Source organism: Streptomyces sp. NPDC054863 (genome assembly GCF_053610825.1).
Genome location: NZ_JBSGZD010000018.1, coordinates 23,030 through 44,794 on the forward strand (window position 1 = coordinate 23,030; position 21,765 = coordinate 44,794).

20 protein-coding genes and 1 pseudogene are annotated in these 21,765 nt (G+C 71.9%); 7 read left to right on the forward strand and 14 right to left on the reverse strand.

All coding sequences use genetic code 11. The features are described from left to right. Positions 1-11: 11 nt before the first annotated feature. Positions 12-1,304 (forward strand): VWA domain-containing protein, encoded by a 1,293-nt coding sequence (locus ACWGIG_RS06180; protein ID WP_453320340.1) that lies wholly within the window; start codon positions 12-14, stop codon positions 1,302-1,304. Further along, positions 1,304-2,119, forward strand: coding sequence for a hypothetical protein (locus tag ACWGIG_RS06185; protein ID WP_453320341.1), 816 nt, complete (start codon positions 1,304-1,306; stop codon positions 2,117-2,119). Before ACWGIG_RS06180 ends, ACWGIG_RS06185 begins: the two co-directional genes overlap by 1 nt. A gap of 61 nt (positions 2,120-2,180) precedes the next feature. Here the strand turns inward: ACWGIG_RS06185 and bglX are convergent, their stop codons facing one another. After that, positions 2,181-4,514 carry a beta-glucosidase BglX gene (bglX, locus tag ACWGIG_RS06190; protein ID WP_453320342.1) on the reverse strand — a complete coding sequence of 778 codons (2,334 nt, stop codon included), beginning with the start codon at positions 4,512-4,514 and terminating at the stop codon, positions 2,181-2,183. 240 nt (positions 4,515-4,754) lie between these two features. Here bglX and ACWGIG_RS06195 point away from each other — a divergent pair, with 240 nt between their 5' ends. Beyond that, complete coding sequence (locus ACWGIG_RS06195; RefSeq protein WP_453320343.1) at positions 4,755-5,840, forward strand: hypothetical protein; 1,086 nt, start codon at positions 4,755-4,757, stop codon at positions 5,838-5,840. 39 nt (positions 5,841-5,879) lie between these two features. On the opposite strand, the gene ACWGIG_RS06200 is transcribed toward ACWGIG_RS06195, so the two are convergent. From ACWGIG_RS06200 to ACWGIG_RS06210, 3 genes are all read right to left on the reverse strand, one after another. Then, positions 5,880-6,704, reverse strand: a complete 825-nt coding sequence (locus ACWGIG_RS06200) for an SAM-dependent methyltransferase (protein ID WP_453320344.1) — start codon at positions 6,702-6,704, stop codon at positions 5,880-5,882. Positions 6,705-6,756: 52 nt separating this feature from the next. Next, the gene (locus tag ACWGIG_RS06205; RefSeq protein WP_398411868.1) at positions 6,757-6,972 is read right to left on the reverse strand and encodes a DUF397 domain-containing protein; all 216 of its coding nucleotides are present in this window, start codon (positions 6,970-6,972) and stop codon (positions 6,757-6,759) included. Positions 6,973-7,066: 94 nt separating this feature from the next. Beyond that, positions 7,067-7,927, reverse strand: a complete 861-nt coding sequence (locus tag ACWGIG_RS06210) for a helix-turn-helix domain-containing protein (protein ID WP_453320345.1) — start codon at positions 7,925-7,927, stop codon at positions 7,067-7,069. Between the two features lie 239 nt (positions 7,928-8,166). Here ACWGIG_RS06210 and ACWGIG_RS06215 point away from each other — a divergent pair. The 3 genes and pseudogenes from ACWGIG_RS06215 to ACWGIG_RS06225 form a co-directional block, all read left to right on the forward strand. After that, positions 8,167-8,610 (forward strand): annotated as a pseudogene (locus tag ACWGIG_RS06215) (ATP-binding protein); the annotation flags it as partial. A 173-nt stretch (positions 8,611-8,783) separates the two neighbouring features. Next, on the forward strand, positions 8,784-9,194 hold the full coding sequence (locus tag ACWGIG_RS06220; RefSeq protein WP_453320346.1) for a hypothetical protein: 411 nt from the start codon (positions 8,784-8,786) through the stop codon (positions 9,192-9,194). A gap of 39 nt (positions 9,195-9,233) precedes the next feature. Next, complete coding sequence (locus tag ACWGIG_RS06225; RefSeq protein WP_453320347.1) at positions 9,234-9,659, forward strand: hypothetical protein; 426 nt, start codon at positions 9,234-9,236, stop codon at positions 9,657-9,659. 19 nt (positions 9,660-9,678) lie between these two features. Here the strand turns inward: ACWGIG_RS06225 and ACWGIG_RS06230 are convergent, their stop codons facing one another. The 4 genes from ACWGIG_RS06230 to ACWGIG_RS06245 form a co-directional block, all read right to left on the reverse strand. After that, a complete protein-coding gene (locus ACWGIG_RS06230) occupies positions 9,679-10,266 on the reverse strand; it encodes a thioesterase family protein (RefSeq protein WP_453320368.1) in 588 nt (195 codons plus the stop codon). A 50-nt stretch (positions 10,267-10,316) separates the two neighbouring features. Beyond that, complete coding sequence (locus ACWGIG_RS06235) at positions 10,317-11,309, reverse strand: 3-hydroxyacyl-CoA dehydrogenase NAD-binding domain-containing protein (RefSeq protein ID WP_453320348.1); 993 nt, start codon at positions 11,307-11,309, stop codon at positions 10,317-10,319. 158 nt (positions 11,310-11,467) lie between these two features. Beyond that, positions 11,468-12,367, reverse strand: coding sequence for a 3-keto-5-aminohexanoate cleavage protein (locus ACWGIG_RS06240; protein ID WP_453320349.1), 900 nt, complete (start codon positions 12,365-12,367; stop codon positions 11,468-11,470). Positions 12,368-12,428: 61 nt separating this feature from the next. Further along, positions 12,429-13,304, reverse strand: coding sequence for a TetR family transcriptional regulator C-terminal domain-containing protein (locus tag ACWGIG_RS06245; RefSeq protein WP_453320350.1), 876 nt, complete (start codon positions 13,302-13,304; stop codon positions 12,429-12,431). Between the two features lie 217 nt (positions 13,305-13,521). Here ACWGIG_RS06245 and ACWGIG_RS06250 point away from each other — a divergent pair, with 217 nt between their 5' ends. After that, positions 13,522-14,832, forward strand: a complete 1,311-nt coding sequence (locus ACWGIG_RS06250) for an MFS transporter (RefSeq protein WP_453320351.1) — start codon at positions 13,522-13,524, stop codon at positions 14,830-14,832. Positions 14,833-14,866: 34 nt separating this feature from the next. Here the strand turns inward: ACWGIG_RS06250 and ACWGIG_RS06255 are convergent, their stop codons facing one another. The 6 genes from ACWGIG_RS06255 to ACWGIG_RS06280 form a co-directional block, all read right to left on the reverse strand. Next, positions 14,867-17,521, reverse strand: coding sequence for an ATP-binding protein (locus ACWGIG_RS06255; RefSeq protein WP_453320352.1), 2,655 nt, complete (start codon positions 17,519-17,521; stop codon positions 14,867-14,869). Positions 17,522-17,698: 177 nt separating this feature from the next. Beyond that, a complete protein-coding gene (locus ACWGIG_RS06260) occupies positions 17,699-18,553 on the reverse strand; it encodes an SAM-dependent methyltransferase (RefSeq protein ID WP_453320353.1) in 855 nt (284 codons plus the stop codon). Positions 18,554-18,608: 55 nt separating this feature from the next. Continuing rightward, a complete protein-coding gene (locus ACWGIG_RS06265; RefSeq protein ID WP_453320354.1) occupies positions 18,609-19,655 on the reverse strand; it encodes a YeiH family protein in 1,047 nt (348 codons plus the stop codon). Then, complete coding sequence (locus ACWGIG_RS06270; protein WP_453320355.1) at positions 19,655-20,224, reverse strand: cysteine dioxygenase; 570 nt, start codon at positions 20,222-20,224, stop codon at positions 19,655-19,657. Before ACWGIG_RS06270 ends, ACWGIG_RS06265 begins: the two co-directional genes overlap by 1 nt. A gap of 122 nt (positions 20,225-20,346) precedes the next feature. Further along, positions 20,347-21,252 carry a LysR substrate-binding domain-containing protein gene (locus ACWGIG_RS06275; RefSeq protein ID WP_453320356.1) on the reverse strand — a complete coding sequence of 302 codons (906 nt, stop codon included), beginning with the start codon at positions 21,250-21,252 and terminating at the stop codon, positions 20,347-20,349. Positions 21,253-21,302: 50 nt separating this feature from the next. Beyond that, the gene (locus ACWGIG_RS06280; protein WP_453320357.1) at positions 21,303-21,674 is read right to left on the reverse strand and encodes a hypothetical protein; all 372 of its coding nucleotides are present in this window, start codon (positions 21,672-21,674) and stop codon (positions 21,303-21,305) included. Positions 21,675-21,765 lie beyond the last annotated feature (91 nt).

The following is a 21,765-nucleotide window of genomic DNA, read 5'->3' on the forward strand; positions in this document are numbered from 1 at the left end:
AAGATCCGGCGATGATCACAAGGAAACGACTGGCGGCCGGAGCGTGCGGCGCACTGCTCGCCGCTCTGGCCGCCGGGCTGCTCCCGTCGCCGGCGATGGCCGACGACGGGCCCGGCAGCGCCGAGGGTGCCCCGAAGGAATCCCCCAAGGTCGAGCTGGTCCTCGACGTCAGCGGGTCGATGCGGGCCAGGGACATCGACGGGCAGTCCCGGATGGCCGCCGCGAAGCAGGCCTTCAACGAGGTGCTCGACGCGACGCCCGAGGAGGTCCGGCTCGGCATACGCACGCTCGGGGCGAACTACGCGGGCAACGACAAGAAGCGGGGCTGCGAGGACACCCGGCAGCTCTACCCGGTCGGCAAGCTCGACCGGGTGGAGGCCAAGACCGCCGTGGCCACCCTCGCCCCCACCGGGTTCACCCCGGTCGGGCCCGCGCTGCTCGGTGCGGCGAAGGACCTGGAGGGCGGCGACGCGACCCGGCGGATCGTGCTCATCACGGACGGCGAGGACACCTGCGGGCCCCTGGACCCGTGCGTCGTGGCACGCGAGATCGCTGCCAAGGGCACCCACCTGGTGATCGACACGCTGGGCCTGGTGCCGAACGCGAAGATCCGCCAGCAGCTCACCTGCATCGCCGAGGCCACCGGCGGCACCTACACCGCCGTGCAGCACAAGGAGCAACTCTCCAAGCGCGTCAAACAGTTGGTGGACCGGGCGGCCGACCCGGTCGTCAACCCCGTCGCCACGAAGGGCGGCGCGTCGTGCGCCGCCGCCCCGAAGCTGGGCGCCGGTCTCTACACCGACCGCGAGAAGTTCTCCGAGCACCGCTGGTACCAGGTGCAGGTCAAGCCCGGTCAGGAACTGCGGGCCGCGGTGAGCATCGGCTCCGACCGCGCCGTCAACAACGACTACGGACTGCTCGTACGGGCCTCCACGCTGAGCGGGCGCGAGATCGTACGCGGCTCGGAGGCCGGCGACGGGCGTACGGACGTGGTCTCGTCCGGGCTGCGCTATCCGAAGGCCGACGTCGACACGGAGAAGGGGCAGGAGCCCCCGGTGGAGACGGTCTGCCTCCGGGTCAGCAATTCGTTCTCCGCGGCGCCTTCGGTGAAGACGGAGCCGGGCATGCCGGTCGAGCTGGCCATCGATCTGGTGGACTCGCCGCAGCAGGCGCCGGACGTGGCGTCCTTCGGGCTCGGGCACGGCTGGTGGCTGCTCGGCGTGATGGTCCTCGTCGGTCTGCTCGCGGGTCTGCTGTTCGGCTGGCTCTCCCGCTGGCGCTTCGCGGTCTGGAGGACCAACTGATGCGTACGACACGTGTGTTGACGAGCGGACTGCTCGCCGCCGCCGCTTTCTTCGGTACCGCTGCGGGGGCGCACGCGGACGGGACTCCCTCGCCCTCGCCGAGCGCCGGTGCGGAGACTGCCGCACCGACCGAGGCCGGGACCTCGTTCCGTACCGCCACCGCCGTCAGGCCGGGGCAGCTCGCCACGGCGGGCGCGTCGACCGGTGACTACCTGTACTGGGTCTTCCCGGCCGACGCCGGTCAGGACGCGACCGTACGGGCGAAGGTCGTGCTGCCCGAGGCCGCGCAGCGGCACGGGGCGCAGACCTGGCAGCTCGACGTGTACGACGGGCTGCGCCGCAAGCAGGCCTGCACCTACGGTTCGTCGACGGCGACCGCGCGGAAGGACGCCGCTTCGGTGGCGCTGACCTGTCATCTGCGTACGGTCAGGGCCTGGGCGGAGCAGTCGTCGAACGACCCGCTGCCCGGCTCGTACTACGTGCGGCTGACGGTGACGGGACTCTCGGACGACGACCTGGGGCTGCCGGTCAAGGCCGAGCTGCGGCCCGCGGTGGTCGACGCGGGCGGCGCCAAGGCGGTCGACGGTTCGCTGACGGCGCCGCTGGTGCCGGGGGCGACGACCTCGGACAGCAGGTCCGAGCCGAAGCAGGCAACGGTTGCTGCCGCTCCCGAGGGCGGCTGGGCGTCGGGGAGCTGGACCGACAGGTGGCTCTGGACGGCCGCGGGCGCACTGCTGGCCGCGCTGGCGGGTGTCGCCGGGTATGCGACGACCCGGGGTGCGGGCCGTCCTGCGCGGGTGCCGCAGAACTACTGACGGCCGGTCACACTGCGGTGGGGGCAGGGGGTTTCACCACCCCTTGCCCCCACCTTGTGCGTCAGGTGACCTTCAGGCCGGCCTTGGCCGTGGCCTGCGAGCTCGTACCGGTGTAGATGTCGAAGTCACCTTCCTCGATGACGAACCTGCCGTCCTCCGCGTTCGTCCAGAAGCCGAGGTCGTCGGCGCCCAGTTGGAACCGTACGGTCGTCGACCTTCCCGCGGCGAGCGTCACCCGGCGGAAGCCGCGCAGCTTGCGGACCGGCTGGACGATGCCGGCGAACTTGTCGTGGACGTAGAGCTGCACGACCTCGTCGCCGTCCCGGTCGCCGGTGTTGGTGACGGTCACCGCGACCTCGACGGTGTCGCCGCCGCGCAGGGCGCGCGCGGAGATGCTGCCGCGGCCGAGCCGGGGGGCGCCGGTCTCGAAGGTGGTGTAGCTGAGGCCGTGGCCGAAGGCGAACTCCGGGCCGTACGGCAGGTCGAGGTATTTGGACGTGTACTTGTTGTCCGCGTCGTACGGGCGGCCCGTCGGCTCGTGGTTGTAGTAGATCGGGATCTGGCCGACCGAGCGCGGGAAGGTGACCGGGAGCTTGCCGCCCGGATTGACCTTGCCGAACAGGACGTCGGCGACGGCGTTGCCCGCCTCGGTGCCGCCGTGCCAGGCTTCCAGTACGGCCGGTGCGGAGGCCAGCCAGTCGCCGACGGTGAGCGGGCGGCCGTTGACGAGGACGACGACGAAGGGCTTTCCGGTCGCGGCGATCGCCGCGATGAGCTGCTCCTGGGCGCCGGGGAGGCTGATGTCGGCGCGGGCGGCGGCCTCGCCGCTGAGCGCGGACGCCTCGCCCACGACCACGACGGTGACCTCGGCCGCCTCGGCGGCTTCGACGGCGGCCGGAATCCTGCTGGTGTCCTTGCCGTCGGCGTCCACACCCGGCGCGTAGGTGACCTTGGCGTCCGGCAGTGCGGCCTTCACTCCCGCCAGGACGGTGACCGCAGGGGCCTTCTTCGCGGCGAACGGGAACGCCCACGCGCCGAGGAGGTCCTCGGAGTCGCCGAACGGACCGACGACCGCCACCGACTTCGCCGAAGTGGCGAGCGGCAGCGCCTTCTTGTCGTTCTTCAGCAGCACCATCGAGCGGGCGGCGGCGCTCCGGGCGGCCTTGCGGGCGGCGGGCGTCGGCTCCTGGATGACGGCTGCCTCGTCGACGTAGGGGTTCTCGAAGAGGCCGAGTTCGTACTTGAGGCGCAGGATGCGGCGGACCGCGTCGTCGAGGCGCTTCTCGGAGATCCTGCCGCTGCGCAGCAGCTTCTTGCCGTGGGTGACCAGGTGGGTGCTGGTCATCTCCATGTCGACGCCCGCGTTGAGGCCGAGGCGGGCGGCATCGGCGCCGTCGGCGGCGAAGCCGTGCGGGATGAGCTCCTGGACGCCGGTCCAGTCGGAGACGACGAAGCCGTCGAAGTCCCACTCGTCCTTGAGGATTTCGTTCAGTGTGTGTGAATTGCCGTGTGCGGGCGCGCCGTTGATGGTGTTGAAGGACGCCATGACGGTCGCGCAGCCCGCGTCGACGGCCGCCTTGAAGGGCGGCAGGTAGTGGTTGCGCAGCTGCGACTCGGAGACGACGACGGTGTTGTAGTCGCGGCCTCCCTCCGCACCGCCGTAGGCGACGAAGTGCTTGGCGCAGGCGGCGAGCCTGTCCTTGGCCTTGAGGTCGCGGCCCTTGGCGGTGCCCTGGTAGGCGACGACCTTGGCCTCGGTCAGCTTCGCGGTCAGGTAGGGGTCTTCGCCGCTGCCTTCGGCGATGCGGCCCCAGCGGGGCTCGTGGGTGACGTCCATCATGGGGGCGAACGTCCAGTGGATGCCGTGCGAGCGGGCCTCCTTCGCGGAGACCTCGGCGTCGTCGGCGGCCACCTTCGGGTCGAAGGAGGCGGCTTGGGCGAGCGGGACGGGGAACGTCGTCCACATGCCGTGAATGATGTCGAAGCCGTAGATCAGCGGGATGCCGAGCCGGGTCTCCTCGACGGCGATCTTCTGGAGGGCGTTGTTGGACCTGCCGCCGTAGATGGACAGGACGGAGCCGAGCTGTCCCTTGCGGGCCGCCTCGGTGGCCGCCTCGGTGCCGCCGCCGCCCGGTCCTGTGTCCCAGGACCAGGGCAGCTGCTGGAGCTGGCCGAGCTTCTCCTCGACGGTCATCCTGCGGAGCAGGGCGGACACTTCACGCTCGTATCGGCCCTTCTTGCCGGCGGGCTCGGGGGCGGCTGCCGCTGCGGCGGCCTCCCCGGCCGCGACGGCGGGCGTCGCGGCCCCGGCCGTCCCTGCGGTGGTGGCCACCGTGCCCGCCGCGACCGTTCCGCCGACCGCAGCAAGGACGCTGCGCCGTCTCACACCACTCATGCGTTCACCTCTTGAAGAAGTACTACGGGGAAAGTACCTGCGGCTCATCAAGTGTTGAGTGGAAGCTAGGTGGTTGTTACAGGTGGGTCAAGGGTTGCGACAGTGAACCCGTATGCGCATACGGGCGGCGCAGCGTGGCGGATGTCTCCACTCCACCGGGTACGGGACCACTTGAGGCGGGTCCTGGCCGCCTCTAGCCTTCCCCTGCGCGGGGATCGCGACGGCAGAGGGAGACACCGCATGACCGGGGCGCTTTCCGAGCACGACATACACGCGGCGGTCCGGCGGAAGCTCGGGCCGGGGACTCCCCTCGACGCACTGCGCATCGAGGAGATGCACCGGAGCCGGTGCACGGTGACCCGGTTGACCGAGACCCGCGAGCCCGAACAGTGCTGGAAGTACGGGCTGCCGCCTGATCGCCTGGACGGCCTTGAGGAGTACGACGACCTGAATGCCGTACCGCTGGACCCGCCCCGCGATGTGAACGACCGTCTGACCAAGGTCCTGCTGCTGCGCAACAGTGTGAAGAACGTCCCCTGTGCATGCGGCGACGGCAAGCGGCGGTGCCGGCACTGCACGGAGGGCAGGCTGCCCTGCGAAGAGACCGTCACCTGCACGGAGTGCCACGACACGACGGCCGCCTGCGACCACTGCGGCGGCAAACAGGCCGACCGGGACTGGACCCCGGTCCGGCGCGCACCCGACGACCGCCGGAAACGCAAACGGGTCAAGTGCCGGCGGTGCCACACGCCTCAAGCCGCCTGTGCCACCTGTGCGGGAGATGGCTGCACCGAGTGCACGAAGTGCACGGACGGCTTCCGGCCGTGCACGAAGTGCAACGCCACGGGCGAGGTCACCTGCGGGGACTGCGACGGCAGGCGCAGCAAGTCCTACTGGACGGAGGGCAGGATCCGTCGCGTCCCCACGGAGCAGCCGCCCACCGAGCGTCCGTGCGAGCATCCGCCAAGGCGCGCCCGCAAACAGATCGAGCACGGCACGTGGTCGTCCTCCCTGCTGCACGACCCCGATGAGCCCTTTGAACCCATGCTGAACGAGAGCCACCGCAGCGCACTGGACCGGTGCCGGGCCGCGAAGAAGCCCACCGGCAAGGACACCGAGCTCCTCCGGCAGGTGCGCTTCGAGCAGCTCGCGCTGTACCGCGTCACGTGCGTCCGGAGGCCGCACCGGGAGTACTACGTCTTCCGCGCCCAGGACGGCGTGCGCGCGGTGTCCGTCATGCCCGAGCACCGGCGGAAGCTGCTCCTCTGGGCCGTCCTGATCTCGGGGATGCTGACGCTCGCCGCACTGGTGCTGGTGCTGCGGTAGCCGCCCGCCGCGGCGGCCACCGCCACCTACAAGCTCTGATCAGGCCTTGCGGGCGACCCCCACCCAGCCCGGGATCGGCTCGTCGCCCTCGACCGGGACCCTCTCGCCCAGTTCCGGGCGCCACTCGGCGGCCAGCGAGACGCCGGGCTCGACCAGCTCGTAGGGGTCGAAGAAGCGGGTGACCTCGGCGCGCGAGCGGGGCTGGAGGGTGAGGCCGCGCGCCCGGTACAGGGCGGCGGCCTTGTCCGCGCCCTCCGGGTCGAAGTCGCGGGCGACGTGCGAGAGGACCAGGTAACTGCCGCTCGCCAGCCGGTCCATGAGGCTGCGCACGATCTCGTACGCGCCGTCCTCGTCGCTGACGAAGTGCAGCAGCGCGACGAGGGACAGGGCGATCGGCCGGTCGAAGTCGAGCACCTTGCCCGCGTGTTCGAGGATGGACTCGGGCTCGCGGGCGTCGGCCTGGATGTACTCGGTGGCGCCTTCGGGCGTGCTGCGCAGCAGGGCCTCGGCGTGGGCGAGGACGATGGGGTCGTTGTCGCAGTAGACGATGCGCGCGTCGGGAGCGGTGGCCTGCGCGATCTGGTGGAGGTTGGGCTCGGTGGGGATGCCGGTGCCGATGTCGAGGAACTGGCGTATGCCGTTCTCGGCGAGCCAGCGGGTGGCACGGTGCATGACCGCGCGGTTCACCCGGGCCATTTCGCCGCCCCGGGCGTCCAGCTTGAGGAGTTCCCTGGCCATGGCCTCATCGACCGGGTAGTTGTCCTTGCCGCCGAGGAACCAGTCGTACATCCGGGCCGGGTGCGGCTTGCTGGTGTCGATCTCGACGGATGCGGAGCTGCCGGTGGTGCGGTCCTGCCCGGTCATAGGGGTCTCCTGGTGGTCAAGTGGCGTGCTGGGCAGCATAGTTGAGAGGCAGTCAGGTGAGGAGGAAGTCCGCCTTGCCGGCCTTCGCCCCCTGGATGAAGGCGGCGATCTCACCGGGGGTGTAGATGAGGGCGGGCCCGTCGGGGTCGGCGGACTGGCGGACCGCGACCCGGCCGTCCGCGAGCTTCATCGTCTCGACGCAGTTGCCGCCGTTGCCGCCGCTCCACGGCTTGGACCAGCCCTCGGTGGGGAGGTCCGCCGCGGGCATGCCGTTGTAGATGCGGCGGGCCCCCCGGCGCTCGGCGCGCCGGTCGGAGCGCCGGTCCGTTCGAGAGGTGCGAGGCGTGTGGGACATGACAGGTTCAGAGCTCCTTGCGGAAATCCGCGAGGATCTCCTTGGTGCGTGGTGCGGTGGCGGCCTGGGCCGCCATGCGGTCCATGACTTCGAGGTGGGTGGCCACCTCGGGGCGCGAGTCGAGGTAGACGGCGCCGGTCAGGTACTCGCTGTAGACCATGTCGGGCAGTTCCGGCACGGCGAAGCGGAAGAGGACGGCGGGGCCGTACGTACCCGGGTGCGGGCCGTCGGCGAACTCCGCGACCTGGAGTGTGACATTGGGCAGTTCGGCGGCGTCCAGCAGCCTGTCCACCTGGGCGCGCATGACGTCCGGGCCGCCGGCGGGGCGGCGCAGCACCGTCTCGTCCATGATCGCCCACAGGGTCGGGGCGTCGGGTCCCACGAGCAGCGACTGACGCTGCATGCGCAACGCGACGTGCCGCTCCACGTCCTCGGGACGGGTCTGGCCGATGGCTCCGGTGCGCATGACGGCGCGCGCGTAGTCCTCGGTCTGGAGCAGCCCCGGCACGAAGTGCGGGTCGTAGGACCTGACCAGGGAGGCGGCGCCCTCCAGGCTCACGTACATGCTGAACCAGTCGGGCAGAATGGCGTGGAACCGCTGCCACCAGCCGGGCCGGTTGGCCTCCTGGGTGAGTTCCAGGAACGCGTCGCACTCGGCGTCGGTGCTGCCGTACGCCTTCAGCAGTAGCTGTACGTAAGGAATCTTGAGAGTGACCTCGGCGGTCTCCATCCGGCGGACGGTGGCCGGGGCGACGTGCAGCACCTTGGCTGCCTGGTCGCGGGTCAGGCCCGCGCGCTCGCGCAGGTCCTGCAGTCGTTTGCCGAGCACAACCTGACCGACGGTCGGTGCGGACCGCGGTTCACTCATGGGAGACCTCCCCGTAACGCACCGTAACTGATGGGCGGTTGTGCTCTACGTGCTGTTGCGATGCAGTGTGCCACGCGTTCTTGATCTACGAAACGACACTCTGGAAATTTCAGAGTGCCTCTTGCCAAGTGACGTGGACAGAGGGAGAGTTGATGCGTGAACTGGTTCACGCGGCTGCCGCGCAGCACCTTGGGGGAGGCGGTGCGCGGCAGCCGCTCCCCCATGGTGAGGATGCGGTCGTGGTACCTGGCTCCACGCTCTTTCCCCAGGTCATGGGCCCAATTCAGGGGGCCCGTGTCCGAAGGTTCGGTTTTGCCCTGCCCGCATGTCCGGAGTCGGTCGCGCACGCACGCCACCTGACGGCCGCCCGGCTGACGGTCTGGGGTCTTGGCGAGGACCTCGGGGACACAGCGGCACTGGTCATCTCGGAACTGGTCACCAACGCGGTGATCCACACCGGCAGCGACCGGGTGCGCTGCGAGCTGTCCGACGGGGCCGGCAGACTGAGAATTTCCGTACGGGACGAGGGGATCGGGCCGCAGGGCCCGCGGCTGCGCCGCTCGGCGGAGGCCGCGGGCGAGCACGGGCGGGGTCTGCTGCTCGTCGACGCGGTGTGCGACACCTGGGGCTCCCAGGACAACGGCCCCGGCTCAGGGCGCACGGTCTGGGCGGAACTCCCGCACGCGGAGCTTCCCCACCCGGATTTCCCTCGCACGGAGCTCCCACGCACGGAACTGCCCCACTCGGAGCTCCCTCACTGCGAACTCCCCCACTCGGAGCTCCCGCACTCCGAGCTCCCCCGCACGGGATCCGACCTCTCGTCCCGTCCCTGCGACGCCCCGGGCAGCGTGCGGGAATGAGCCACCGTCTCGCCGCCCGGCTGACCCGGGTGCGCCGTGCCGGCGGCGGCCCCGCCCGGCTGCCGCTGCCGCCCTCCCTCGACCACACTCCGCTCGGCTGCGACGCCGTCGGACTGCCCGCCCGGCACGGGGAGCGGCTGCTGGCCCACCTGCCCCGGGCCGGCTGCGTGTTCGCCGACGCGGACCGCTGGTGGTGGATCGTCCCTTCGGGTTCCGACCTCGGGCTGCCCTGGCCCGCGCCCGCGCAGTACGCCGCCGGCGCCTATGTGGCGGCTTCGCGCCCGCGCCTGATCCACACCCCGGACGGCCCGGCCCCGTACACCCCGCCCATCCCGCTCTACCTGATGGTCTGCCGGCTGGCGGGGACTGCACCGGTCTGGGCGGACGGACTGACCGCACCCGCCTGACCTGCCCGTTCCATCTGTCTGTGCGGAGGCATCAGCGCTATGAACTTCTCTCCTCCTCCCGGCCCCGAGACCGGTCCCGGGGCCGGGACCGACCCCGGGACAGGGGCCGACCCCGACTCCGACCCCGTCCCGCCGGGCTCCTGCCACCGATACGCGCCCGGCCACCACGTGCACTGGGACCAGGCCCGCAGATGCCACGAGGAACCGGGCGAGCTGCACGAGGTGCTGCTGTCGGTGGAGGACGTGCAGGACGACGGCTGGGTGACGCTGCACGAGGCCGGGGACCGCTTGGGCCACTCCTTCCGCGCCTGGCACCACCGCGCCGGCCAACTGCGCGCGAAACTCCGCGGACACCGGGGCCCCGCACTCTGGCAGCCGAGCTGGAACCTGTTGTGGTTCCCCGCCCCGGAGAGCCCCTCGCACACGCTGATGTACCTGGCCCCGGACGGGCCCAGCCAGTGCTGAGGCCCGGCCCCGGAGCCGCTCAGGCGCGGACGGCCGGGACCCGGGCGATGGAGCGGCCCGCCCAGTGCGGGGCGTCCTCGGTCAGGGAGACGAGCCGTGCGCGGATGTGCTCCGGGAAAGGCGCGGTGCGGCCCACCGACCGGTCGACGTGCAGGGCCAGGAGTTCGGTGGTGGCCACCGGCTCGGCCTCGGTCGGGAGGGTGGCGGGGGACGCGTCCTCGATGCCCTTGGCGCTCTCGGTGCCCTCGACGCCTTCGGTGGGGTGCGCGTGTGCCACGACGAACAGTTCGTGCGCGAAACGGACCTTCTTGGCGTCGGCGCCCAGGACCCGGGTGCGGACGGCGAGCCTGGCGCCCTCGGGGACGTCGCTCAGGTACCGGATGTGCGCCTCGACCGTGTAGAGGGAGCAGCCGGTGGCCTCGCGGTAGCCCGCGTGGAGTCCGGTCTCGATCATCATGGCGTCGGTGGCGTACCCGAAGACGAGGACGTAGAAGGCCTCGCTCATGTGGCCGTTGTAGTCGATCCACTCGGGCCGGACGGTGTGGTGGACGAGCGGCAGGCAGTCGACGACGCCGTCCAGCTCGGTCGTGTCCGTCGCATCCGTCACATCCGTCGTGTCCGATACATCCGTCAGGTCAGTCACGTCCGTCGTCCCGCTCACTTGGCCTCTCCCCTGGTGCGCTGCTGCGGGAGGCGGCCCGTCGCACGCAGTACGTCGATCACGCCCTGGTCGCGTTCGGCGACGAGGTCGGCGATGGTGCGGCCGTCCGCGGCGTCGTCGCAGCCCGCCACCACGGCGTCGTACAGCTGCTTGTCCAGCTCGGGCGCTTCGAGGCGGGTCCACGGGGACTTCAGCGACGGGCCGAAGTGGTCGAGCATGTGGGCCATGCCGCCCTCGCCGCCCGCGAGCGCGAAGGTGAGCATCGGGCCCATGAACGCCCAGCGCAGGCCCGGGCCCTCGGTGATCGAGTCGTCGATCTCGCGGACGGTGGCCTCGCCGTTGGCGACCATGTGCAGGGCCTCGCGCCAGAGGGCTTCCTGGAGGCGGTTGGCGATGAAGCCGGGAACCTCGCGGTCCATGGTGATGACGGACTTGCCCGCGACCTCGTAGAAGCGCGACGCCCAGGCGACGGCGTCCGCGGTGGTCAGCTCGCCGCCGACGACCTCGACGAGCGGGATCAGGTACGGCGGGTTGAACGGATGGCCGACGACGAGGCGGCCCGGGTCGGCGGCCCCCGTCTGCATGTCGGTCATCGGGTAGCCGGAGGTGGAGGAGGCGATGACGACTCCGGCGGGGGCGGCGGCGTCCAGCCTGGCCAGCAGATCGCGTTTGAGGTCGAGCTTCTCGGGCGCGCTCTCCTGGACGAACTGGGCCTCGGCGACGGCCTCTTCGAGGGTCGCGGCGACGGTCAGCCGGTCCCTTGCCGCACCCTCGGCGAGGCCGAGCCGGGTGAGGGCGGGCCAGGCGGCATCCACGAGCCGGCGCAGCTTCTGCCCGGCGTCGGGGGCCGGGTCCCAGGCGGTGACGTCGTAGCCGCGGGCCAGGAAGTGGGCGACCCAGCCGCCGCCGATGACACCGGCGCCGACGCAGGCGACGCGGCGCACGTCCTCAGGGGCGCAGGGCGGGAGAGCGGGTACGGGGGAGGTCATGGGAAACTCCTGATGTGGGGGGGAGCGCCCCTTCAGGGGCGCGGGGAACTGCGCGACCAGCCACCCATGACCCGCACGAAGCACAACTCGACCCGAACTTCGGGAAGTTGGACGCGGATCGGTCGGCGCGGGACGCGGGACACGGGTCCAGGCGCCGGTCAGGCCCTCGGCTTGAGGCCGAGCTTGGCACGGGCCTCGTCCGGGGTGGCGACGCGGGAGCCCAGCGACTCGGTGATCGTGACGGCGCGCTCGACGAGCTGGGCGTTGGTGACCTTGTTGCCCTTGCCGAGGTAGAGGTTGTCTTCGAGGCCGACGCGGACGTGTCCACCGAGCAGGATGGACTGGGCGGCCCACGGCATCTGCATCCGGCCGAGCGCGAAGCTGGCGAACTGGGCCTTCTCGGGCAGCATGTTGACCATGGCCTGGAGCACGCCCGGTTCTGCGGGGGCGCCCCACGGGATGCCCATGCACAGCTGGAAGACGGTCGGGTCGTCGAGCAGGCCCTCCGCGAGGAGCTGCTTGGCGAACCACAGCTGACCGGTGTCGAAGATCTCCAACTCCGGTCGTACGCCCAGCTCCTGGATGCGCCGGGCGCCCGCGCGCAGCATGTCGGGGGTGGAGACGTAGAGGTTGCTGCCGTCGCCGAAGTTGAGGGAGCCGCAGTCGAGGGTGCAGATGTCGGGGAGCAGTTCCTCGACGTGCGGGAGGCGGTCGAGGCCGCCGACGAGGTCGGTGCCGGGCATCGGGAAGTCCTTGAGCGGCCGGTCCGGGTCGATGACCAGGTCGCCGCCCATGCCCGCGGTGAGGTTGATGACGACGTCGGTGCCGGTCTCCTTGATCCGCTCGACGACCTCGCGGTAGAGGCGCGGGTCGCGGGACGGGTCGCCGGTCTCGGGGTCGCGGACGTGGATGTGCACGACGGCGGCGCCGGCCCCGGCCGCCTCGACGGCGGACCTGGCTATCTGCTCGGGGGTGACGGGGACGTGCGGGCTCTTGCGGACGGTGTCGCCCGCGCCGGTGAGGGCGCAGGTGATGATGACGTCCTGGTTGACGGGCATGCGTGACTCCTGGTGGGTGGGGGGACGTGGGGATTTCTTGGCGGAGGCCCCGGGGCGGGCCTCAGAGGCGGTGCGTGAGCGTGGCGTCCACGTACGCGAGCAGCGCGCTGCGCATGTCGTCGGCGCTGGTGCCGCCCGCGACGGTCTCGCCGGGCGTGGACGCCAGGACCTGACCGGCCAGTCCGTCGATGAGTGCGGTCAGGGTCAGCGCGGCCACCTCCGGGTCGGTGCCGGCCCTGAAGGCGCCCTGGGCGACTCCGCGTCGTACGACATCGGCGACGGTGTCCCGCCACTGCCGGTAGTACTCGACGTGCAGACGCCCCACGGCGGTCGACCGGGCCGCCTCCGCCCACAGGTCGAGCCACACCCGCCACTGGCGGCGCTGCTGCTCGCCGCAGGGGGTCTGGTCCTCGATGAGCCGGCGCAACTCCTCGGCGGCGTCGGTCACTTCGGCGGTACGGGCGGCCCGGCGTGCGGTGTCCTCGTCCATGCACCACCGGACGGCCGCTTCGAGGAGGTCGCCCCGGCCTGGGAAGTGGTAGTGGATGGCGGCGGTGCTGGTGGCGCAGGCCTCGGCGATGTCCGCGACGCGCACCGCGTGGAAGCCGTGCTCGGCGATCAGCCGGACCGTCTCCCGCACGATCTGGAGCGGTCGCCCGCCTTCGGAGGGTGCGGACGTGGCGCGGACACGTCGCAGGGGTGCGGCCGGTGGCGTACGCGACCCGAGCAGCCAGCCCGCGTCGACACCCCCGGTGTCCGCGATCCTGGCGAGTTCGGCGGCGGTGAACCGGCGGGTGCCGCCCAGCGAGCGGGACAGCTTCGACGGGTCCATCACGATCCGCCGGGCGAACTCCCGCTGGCTCACCCCGGCCGCCGCGATGACCTGGCGGACGCGGTCGGCGACATCGGGGGCGGGCTCGGCCGCTTGCTGCTGCATGGTCGGCCACCGTACCCATTCATTGAGCAGATCTCAACAAGATCTCCGCACCCATGCTTCTTCCGCCTGGGAATTGCGATTCTGACTGACTCATCAGTCACTTCCGCATCGCCGCTCGTGCGGCGCGCTACGACCCCGCACCGCGTGCCGCATTGTTTGACGCAGCCTTCACACGGGCCTCTTGTGCCCGCCCCGCAACTCGGCAATCGTCCGGATCATGACAGAGACGCCTACGCCGGCACCCGACACCACCTCTCCCCCGCCACCGTCCGACCGCCGCCCCGTGCGGCAGCTTCTCGCGGCCTCCGTGGGCAACGCGGTCGAGTGGTACGACTGGTACGCGTACACCTTCCTCGCCTCGTACATCGCCACCGAGATCTTCCCCAAGAGCTCAGGCAGCCCGCTCGTCCCGCTGCTGTCCACGTTCGCGGTCTTCGCGGTCGGCTTCTTCATGCGGCCGGTCGGCGGTCTGCTGCTCGGCGCGGTGGCGGACCGGCACGGGCGGCGGACCGCGCTGACCGTGACGATCCTGCTGATGGGCGGCAGCAGTCTGCTGGTCGGGCTGACCCCGACGTACGCGTCGGTGGGCGTCCTCGCCCCGATCGTGCTGGTGCTCGCCCGCCTGCTCCAAGGCCTGTCCGTGGGGGGCGAGTTCGCCGCTTCGACGACCTTCCTGGTCGAGTCGGCGGGGCCCGGCAGGCGCGGTCTCTTCTCCAGTTTCCAGTACGTGTCCACGACGGCCGGGCAGTTGGCCGCCTCGGGCATCGCCGCGCTGCTCGTGTCGAGCCTGAGCGCCGGGCAGATGGACGGGTGGGGGTGGCGGGTGCCGTTCGTGCTCGGCGCGCTGCTGAGCCTGGTCGGGTTCTGGATCCGGCGCGGTGCGCACGAGACGCACGCCCCGGTGGAGCGGACGGACCGCCCCGGCCTGTTCGACGCACTGCGCAAGTACCCCCGCCAGTCGCTGCTGATCTGCGGCATCACCGCGGGCGGCACCATCTCGTACTACACGTGGACGTCCTACCTGCCTACGTACGCGGAGCTGAACGGCGGCTTCGAGAAGTCCGACGCACTGCTCGCGGGCACCATCTCGCTCGCGTTCTTCGCGCTGCTCCAGCCGCTCGGCGGGCTGCTCTCGGACCGGATCGGGCGCAGGCCGCTGCTGCTGTTCTCCGGGCTCGGCTTCGCGCTGCTGATCGTGCCGCTGCTGAAGATCGTCGACGGAGGGATCACCTTCGGGACGCTGGTGCTGGTGCAGTGCGCGGGAATGGTGCTGCTGACCGGGTTCACGTCGATCTCGGCGGCGGTCAACGCGGAGATCTTCCCTGCCAGGGTGCGGGCGTCGGGCATCGGCTTCCCGTACTCGCTGACGGTGGCGCTCTTCGGCGGTACGGCGCCGTACATGGGCACGCTGTTCAAGGAGATGGGCAATCCCGGCCTGTTCGCCTGGTACGTGGCGGCGCTGTGCCTGGTCTCGTCGGCGGTGTTCTTCCGGCTGCCGGAGAACGCGCACAAGGAACTGGAGAAGTAGCGGGAGGACGGGACGGTACCTGAGGGGCGCGGCGCTACTCGTCGCCCCTCAGGTACCCCAGTTCCCGCAGGGCCCGGTCGGCCGACGCCACCAGGGCAGCCGCACCGCAGTTGCGGGCGTGGTCGCGGCCCTTCTCCAGTTCCGTACGGGAGCGGGCGGCGACGCCCAGCTCGACGCGGGCCGCGGCGTGTTCGTACGCGGACGGGGATTCCTTGAGGCAGTCCACCGCATGGCCCAGCAGCTCGACGGCGCGCGGGCCCTGTGCCAGGGCGGCCTGGCAGCGCAGGGCTTCGCCGATCGCCGTGTACGTGCCGAACCTTTCGGCCTTCTCGCGGGCGTACGCGGCGAGTTCGGCGGCCCGCTCCGGGTCGTCGGGGGCGACCGCGCGGGCCAGGTCGAGGGCCCACGGGGCGAGGACCGTGTTGTGCCGACCGCGGGCCTTCAACGCCTCGCCGGCCGCTTCGAGTTCGGCGACGGCCTCCTTCGTGCGGCCCTTGGCGAGCAGCAGCCTTCCCCGTACCGAGCGGGCGTCGGGGATGACGATCGTGGTGGGGTAGTCCGGGCCGAAGCCGAAGTCCTCGGCGGCCTGCCAGGCGTGTTCGACCAGGCCGCGGGCGAGGAGCGTGTCGATGAGCATGCACACGGCGTCCCAGTGCATGGGCAGTCCGTGTCCGATGCGCTCGGCGAGGCGCACGCTCTCGCGGAGGTCCTCCTCGGCGCGCACCAGATTGCCTCGTCTGCGCTGGAGGTATCCGGTGAGGGCGTACGCGAAGGACAGGTGGCCGCCGCTCCAGCCGGCTTCGGTGAACGCGCGGCGGGCCTCGGTGAAGAGGCTGTCGGCCCGGTCCAGGCGGTCCGCGAAGGCGTAGCTCAGTCCGAGGAGGGCGGCCGGTTCGAAGCCCCAGGTGGTGTCCGTCCAGGACAGTCCTGCGGGGAGGCTGCCGTTGACGAGGGCCCGGTCGCCGATGGCGACGACGGACTCGGCGTCCTCGCCGATGGCCGTCGCGTCGAAGGCGCGGAGCATCAGCAGGGCCTGCTCGGTGGTGTTGCTGCCGTCGACCTTGGCGGCGGCCTCGGCGAGGCGCCGGGAGCGTCCGGGCCCGTCCTCCTCGACGGCGAGTACGCCCTCCCACAGGAAGTGCACGGTCTGCAGGCGCATCCGGTCGGGGCCCGACGGTGCGGCGGCGGCAGCCGCGGCGACCATCCGGCCCGCTTCGGCGGTCTGGTTGTTGTGGGTGAGTGCCTGCGAGAGCAGGAACACGGCGTGTGCCTGCTCGGCGACGTCGAGGCCCGGCTGGTCGAGGGCCGCCTTGAGGTGTTCGACGGTGGTGGCGGGTTCGCCGAGGTAGACGGCCTGGCCCAGTTCGTACCGCACCTGGGCGAGGACGGTGGGCAGCGGCGGCTCCTCCAGGGCCCGCTCCAGGCAGCGCCTGGCGGCGTCGGGCGCACCGACCGCGACGTACTCGCGGGCGGCGGCCCGCATCTGCTCGACCAGTTTGGGGTTCTCCTCCCTCGGTACGTCGAGGAGGTGCCGGGAGGCGGCGGCAGCGCCGTGCCCCGCGCTGGCGAGGACTTCGGCGGCGACGCCGTGCATGGCCTTGCGGAGGTACTTCGGGATGGCGTCGTACACGGCGCCGGCGATCAGCGGGTGGGCGAACTCCAGGTGCTCGTCCGCGCCGGTGAGGATACGGGCGTCGCGCAGCCGGTCGGCGGATTCGGCCGCGTCCCCGGGGGAGATGGACGCCAGTCTCGCGGCGAGCCGCAGCGAGACGTCGGTCTCCAGGATGGCGGTGGCGAACGCGAAGTGGGCGGTGGTCGTTCCCATCGCCATCAGCCGTTCCACCAGTCCCGGGGCGCGGGCGGACATGATCAGGGCGCGCAGGGAGCCCGCCGTGTCCTTGGCGCGGGCGAGCAGCTCCACCGTCTCGTAGAGGTTGCCGCCGGTGACCGCCCACACCTCGCGGCAGAACGGGTCGTCGGCGTGCTGGCCGAGCTCGCTGCGGGCGAACCGGGCGGTGGCGGCCGGGGACAGCGCGTTCAGGGCGACGGCGCTGCCGGTCGCCCTGGCCGTGGTGTCGAGGTCGCGCAGCAGTTCCGCGGTGTCGCCTTCGGCCTCGTTGGTGCGGTACGCGGCGACGAGCAGCACCGGCAGCCGGTTTCCGCGCTGGGCGAACCGGACCAGCCAGGTCAGCGTCTCCAGGTCGCTCCACTGGGCGTCGTCGACGACCAGCACGAGCGGGCGGTGCGCCTCGGCGAGCCTGCCGACCAGCACGTCCAGACCGTCCCTGACGCCCTGCGGGTCGGCCTTCACCTCGCTGTTGGGCGGTGCGATGCCGAGGGCGGGACCGACGCTGCCGTACCGATCGCCGAGGAGGTCACGGGCGGCGGCGTCCCCGGTGAGGGTGAGGGCGGGCTGCAGCAGGTGGCGTACGACGTGGAAGGGGACGGAGGTGACGGTCTCACCGCCGCGCGCGGACCAGACGGTGCAGCCCCGCTCGCGGGCGATCCGCTGGACCTCGCCGAGCAGGGCGGTCTTGCCGATGCCGGCGACGCCGCGGTAGACGAGGACGCCGCCGCGGGAGGTCTCCGCACACAGGTCGCCGATCGCCCGTGCGGCGAAGCCCAGTTCGTCCTCGCGCTCCAGCAACAGCGGTGCGGGGACCGGGTCTTGCGGCCGGGAAACACCCATCCCATCCCCCTTGCAGTATCGGAGCTCCGAGCCTAGCCCGGCGGGCCGGACACTGGCCAGACTCCTCGGTAATTCACCGGTACGGGCAATATTCCAGCCCGTCCGGCGTTTGAGGACGCGCGGCGCAGCCGGGCACGGGGCACAGCCCCGGACATCACCCCCGCCGCCCCGCCAGGGTCACCGCTTGCGGGCCACCCCCGCGTACAGCGGGATCGGCGCGTCCGCGCGTGGTTCGTCCCCGGCCGCGGCGAGCTCCGGATGCCAGTCCTCCAGCAGTACGAGGCCCGGCCCCGCCGGCACCAGGCCCTCGAAGAAGCGGGCGATCTCGGTGCGCGAGCGCGGCGCGAGGGTCACGCCCCCGGCCGCGTACATCTCGACGCCCCGCTGGACGCCGACCGGGTCGAGTTCCGGGGTGAGCTGGGAGAGGACCAGGTAGCTGCCGGACGGCAGGGCGTCGACGAGGTGCTTGACCAGCTCGTACGCACCGTCCTCGTCGGGCACGAAGTGCAGCAGGGCGACCAGGGACACGGCGACGGGGCGCGAGAGGTCGAGGGTGGCGGCGGCCAGGTCGAGGATGCGGCGGGGCGAGCGGACGTCGGCCTGGAGGTAGGCGACGGAACCCTCGGGGGTGCTGTGCAGCAGGGCCGCGGAGTGGGCGAGGACGACGGGGTCGTTGTCGGCGTAGACGACACGGGCGTCCGGGGCGGACGCCTGGGCGACCTGGTGCAGGTTGGGGGCGGTGGGGATGCCGCTGCCGATGTCGAGGAACTGCCGTATGCCCGCTTCGGCCGCCAGCCAGCCGGTGGCGCGGCGCATGAAGGCGCGGTTGCCGCGGGCGACGTGCTGGGCGCTCTGGTCCAGGGACATGATCTGCCTGCCGAGTGCCTCGTCGACGGGGTAGTTGTCCTTGCCGCCGAGGAACCAGTCGTAGACGCGGGCGGGGTGCGGCCTGCTGGTGTCGATGCGCGCACCGGCGGGGGCGCCGGTGGGAGCGCCCGTGGACGGGAGGGCGGCGGGCTCGGTGCCGGTCATGTGCAGGGGTCTCCTTGATCGGTGATCGTGCGTACCCGCCAACTCTCCTGTTCCGTCAGCCGGTTGTCAGCAGAACTCCCCCGTAGGAAACTCCGGCCACGACCACCCAGGCGCACAGTCCGAGCCCCGCGACGCGCCCGCCGGTGCGGGCCAGCGACGGGAGGTGGACGGCGCTACCGAGGCCGAACAGGGCGGCGGCGAGGAGGAGTTCCTGCGCGTGCTGCGCCAGGTCGAGCGCGCCGGTGGGCAGCCACCCGGTGCTGCGCAGCGCGACCATGGCGAGGAAGCCCACGACGAACAGCGGCACGATCGGCGGGCGCTTTTGGCCGGTGTCCGCCGAGGTCTGCCTGCGCCGCTTGCGTACGGACAGGGCGACCGCCGCGACCAGCGGTGCGAGCAGGGCGACCCGCATCAGCTTGACGAGGACCGCCTCGCCGAGCGCGCCGGGGCCCGCGGTCTGCGCGGTGGCGACGACCTGCCCGACGTCGTGCACACTGGCCCCGACCCACCGCCCGAATTCCGGGTCGGTGAGCCCCAACGGGCCGTGCAGCAGCGGGAGTACGGCGATTGCGAGCGTGCCGCACAGGGTGACGAGGGCCACCGAGGTGGCGGTGTCGCGCTCGTCGCTGTCGGTGGCCTCGGCGACCGCGCCGATCGCGGAGGCGCCGCAGATCGAGTAGCCGGTGGCGATGAGGAGCGGCTGGTCTCCCGGCAGTCCCATCTTCCGGCCGAGCCACCAGGTGCCGAAGAACGTCGCGGCGACCACCACGAGGACCATGACGACCGTCGCCCAGCCGATGCCCAGCACGTCGTCGAGGCTGAGCTTGAGGCCGAGCAGGACGATGCCGACCCGCATCAGCCGCTTCCCGGCGAAGGTCAGCCCGGGGCGCGCCGCTCCCCTCACCAGCGGACGCGCGAACGGCAGGTGTGCGACGACGATGCCGAGGACCACGGCCGCGGTCAGCATCGGCACGGCGGGCAACAGCAGGTGCACGCACCAGGCGAGCGCGACGCCGCCCGCGGCCAGCGCCAGGCCCGGCGGATTGCGGGGCCCCGCGGGGGCGGCGGACGGCGGGCGCGTGGGGCGTTGCAGCAGCGCCATCAGCGGTCGGCCGGGAGCGTGTAGACGCGGCGGACGCTGGAGCCGATGCGGGAGATGTCGGCGCCGTATATGTGCAGGGATATCGCGAGGTCGCCGCCGGCGTTCCAGACCCGGTGGATGTCGCCGGGCGGGGCGAAACCGCAGACCGCGCCCTGCGGGTTGACGACGTCCTCGGTGGCGACGAGCCGGGCGGCGGTGTTCTCGCCCGCGGGGACCAGCCGGTAGCGGCGCTCGCGCTCCTCACCGACGTGGACCCCGGTCGTGCACCAGGAGACGTGGTCGTGGACGGAGGTCTCCTGGCCCGGCAGCCAGACGAGGGCGACGATCGAGAAGCTGCCGTCGCGCTCGGCGTGCAGGAGGTGCTGGCGGTAGCAGGCGGGGTCGGACTCCTGCTGTTCGGCGGTGAGCAGGTCGTCCGCGCCGAGGTGCGGGGCGAGGCGTTCGCCGACGAGGTAGGCGGTGAGGTCCGGCGGCAGTCCGCGGCCGACGGCCTCGCGCACCGAGGCGACGAGGGCGTCCAGGCGGGCGGTCGTGCGCACGGCCGAGTAGGCGGTCGAAGTCGTGGTCATACGGGCAGCGTGACGCCGCTTGATCCATCACGTCCAACACCGATTCGTACGCCGTACCCCAAATTCTGCTAATGGGTTTGGGGTGGCGGGCACACCGGCCGGGGTGGCGGGTGCGCCGGGGCTCAGCAGCCGATCTTGTTGGCGGCGACCGTTCTGAGCTCGTCGAGCACGAGAGCGGTGGCCGGTATCCGCAGGTGTTCCCGCAGGACGTACGCGGAGACCTGGCGCTTGGAGGCGGGGGCGAGGGCCCGCCCGGTGACCTTCTCGTGGCGCAGGAAGTTCAGGACGAGGCCCGGCATCATCGCGATTCCGAGCCCTTCTGCGACCAGGCTCTGCACCACCAGGTTGTCGTCGGTGGTGAAGGCGATGTCGGGTGCGAAGCCCTGCTCCGCGCACTCGTGGAGGAAGTTGACGCGGCAGCGCAGGCACCCGGCGATCCACCGCTCCCCCGCCAGGTCGGCGAGGTTGACGGTACGGCGCCGGGTGAGCGGGTGCCGGGTCGGCAGCAGGACCAGGAGCTGGTCCTCAAGGAGCGGAACCTCCGCCACCTCTTCGGGTACCTCCTCGTCGAGGCCGGGATAGGTGAAGGCCAGCGTGATGTCGCACTCCCCGCGCACCAGCCGCTGGAGCGACTCGGGGGGCTCGTCCTCGCTCAGTTCGACCCGTACCCCGGGGTGCCCGGCGGCGAGGCGGGCCATGGCCTCGGGGATGAGGGTGGCGTTGGCGCTGGGGAACGCGCAGACCCGCACCCGCCCGCTGTGCAGCCGGGTCAGCGCGGTCATCTGCTGCTGGGCCGCTGACATGGTGTCGAGGATCGCGGTCGCGTGCCGGGACAGGGTCTCCCCCGCCTCGGTGAGACGCAGGCCGCGGCCGGCCCGGGTGAAGAGCGGGGTGCCGACGTCGCGTTCCAGTGCCTTCATCTGCTGGGTGATCGCGGGCTGGGTGTATCCCAGACAGCGAGCGGCGGCGGAATAGGAACCGGTCCGCACCACTTCGTGGAAGGTCTTGATGTGCCTCGAATCGAACACCGGGTCAGCATAGCCGGGGGTGCGGCCGTGGATCATAAGCAGAATTTGGGCTACCGCTGCGCGGGCTCCTCGGCCGCCACGACCCGGAATCCGATCCGTACGCCGGGCCCGCCGCCCCGCTCCGCGACGCGTACGGCGGTCTCGCCCGCCCGCACCGCCCGCACTTCCCACTCGCGGAAGCCCGGGTCGGACTCGTAGTCGACCGGGACCAGAGTCACCCGGGGCCCTTCCGCGACGGCCTCCGCCCAGCGCGCGGAATCCGTGAGCCGGAGCCGGGCGACGCCGCCGACGGCGAGGGTGACGGTGCGGCCTGAGTCGTCCTGGGTGAGGGTGAGGCGGGTGGGAGGCGTGGGGGTGGGGGGCGTGGTGGCAGCGGAGGACGTAGTGGCGGGGGGTGTGGCAGCGGAGGTGCCTGGCGCCACGGGGGTACGTGCGGCCGGCGGCCCGGAGTTCCCCGCCCCGCTCCCCGCCCCGTTCCTCTCCCCGCTTCCCGTCCCGTTCCCCGCGCAGGCG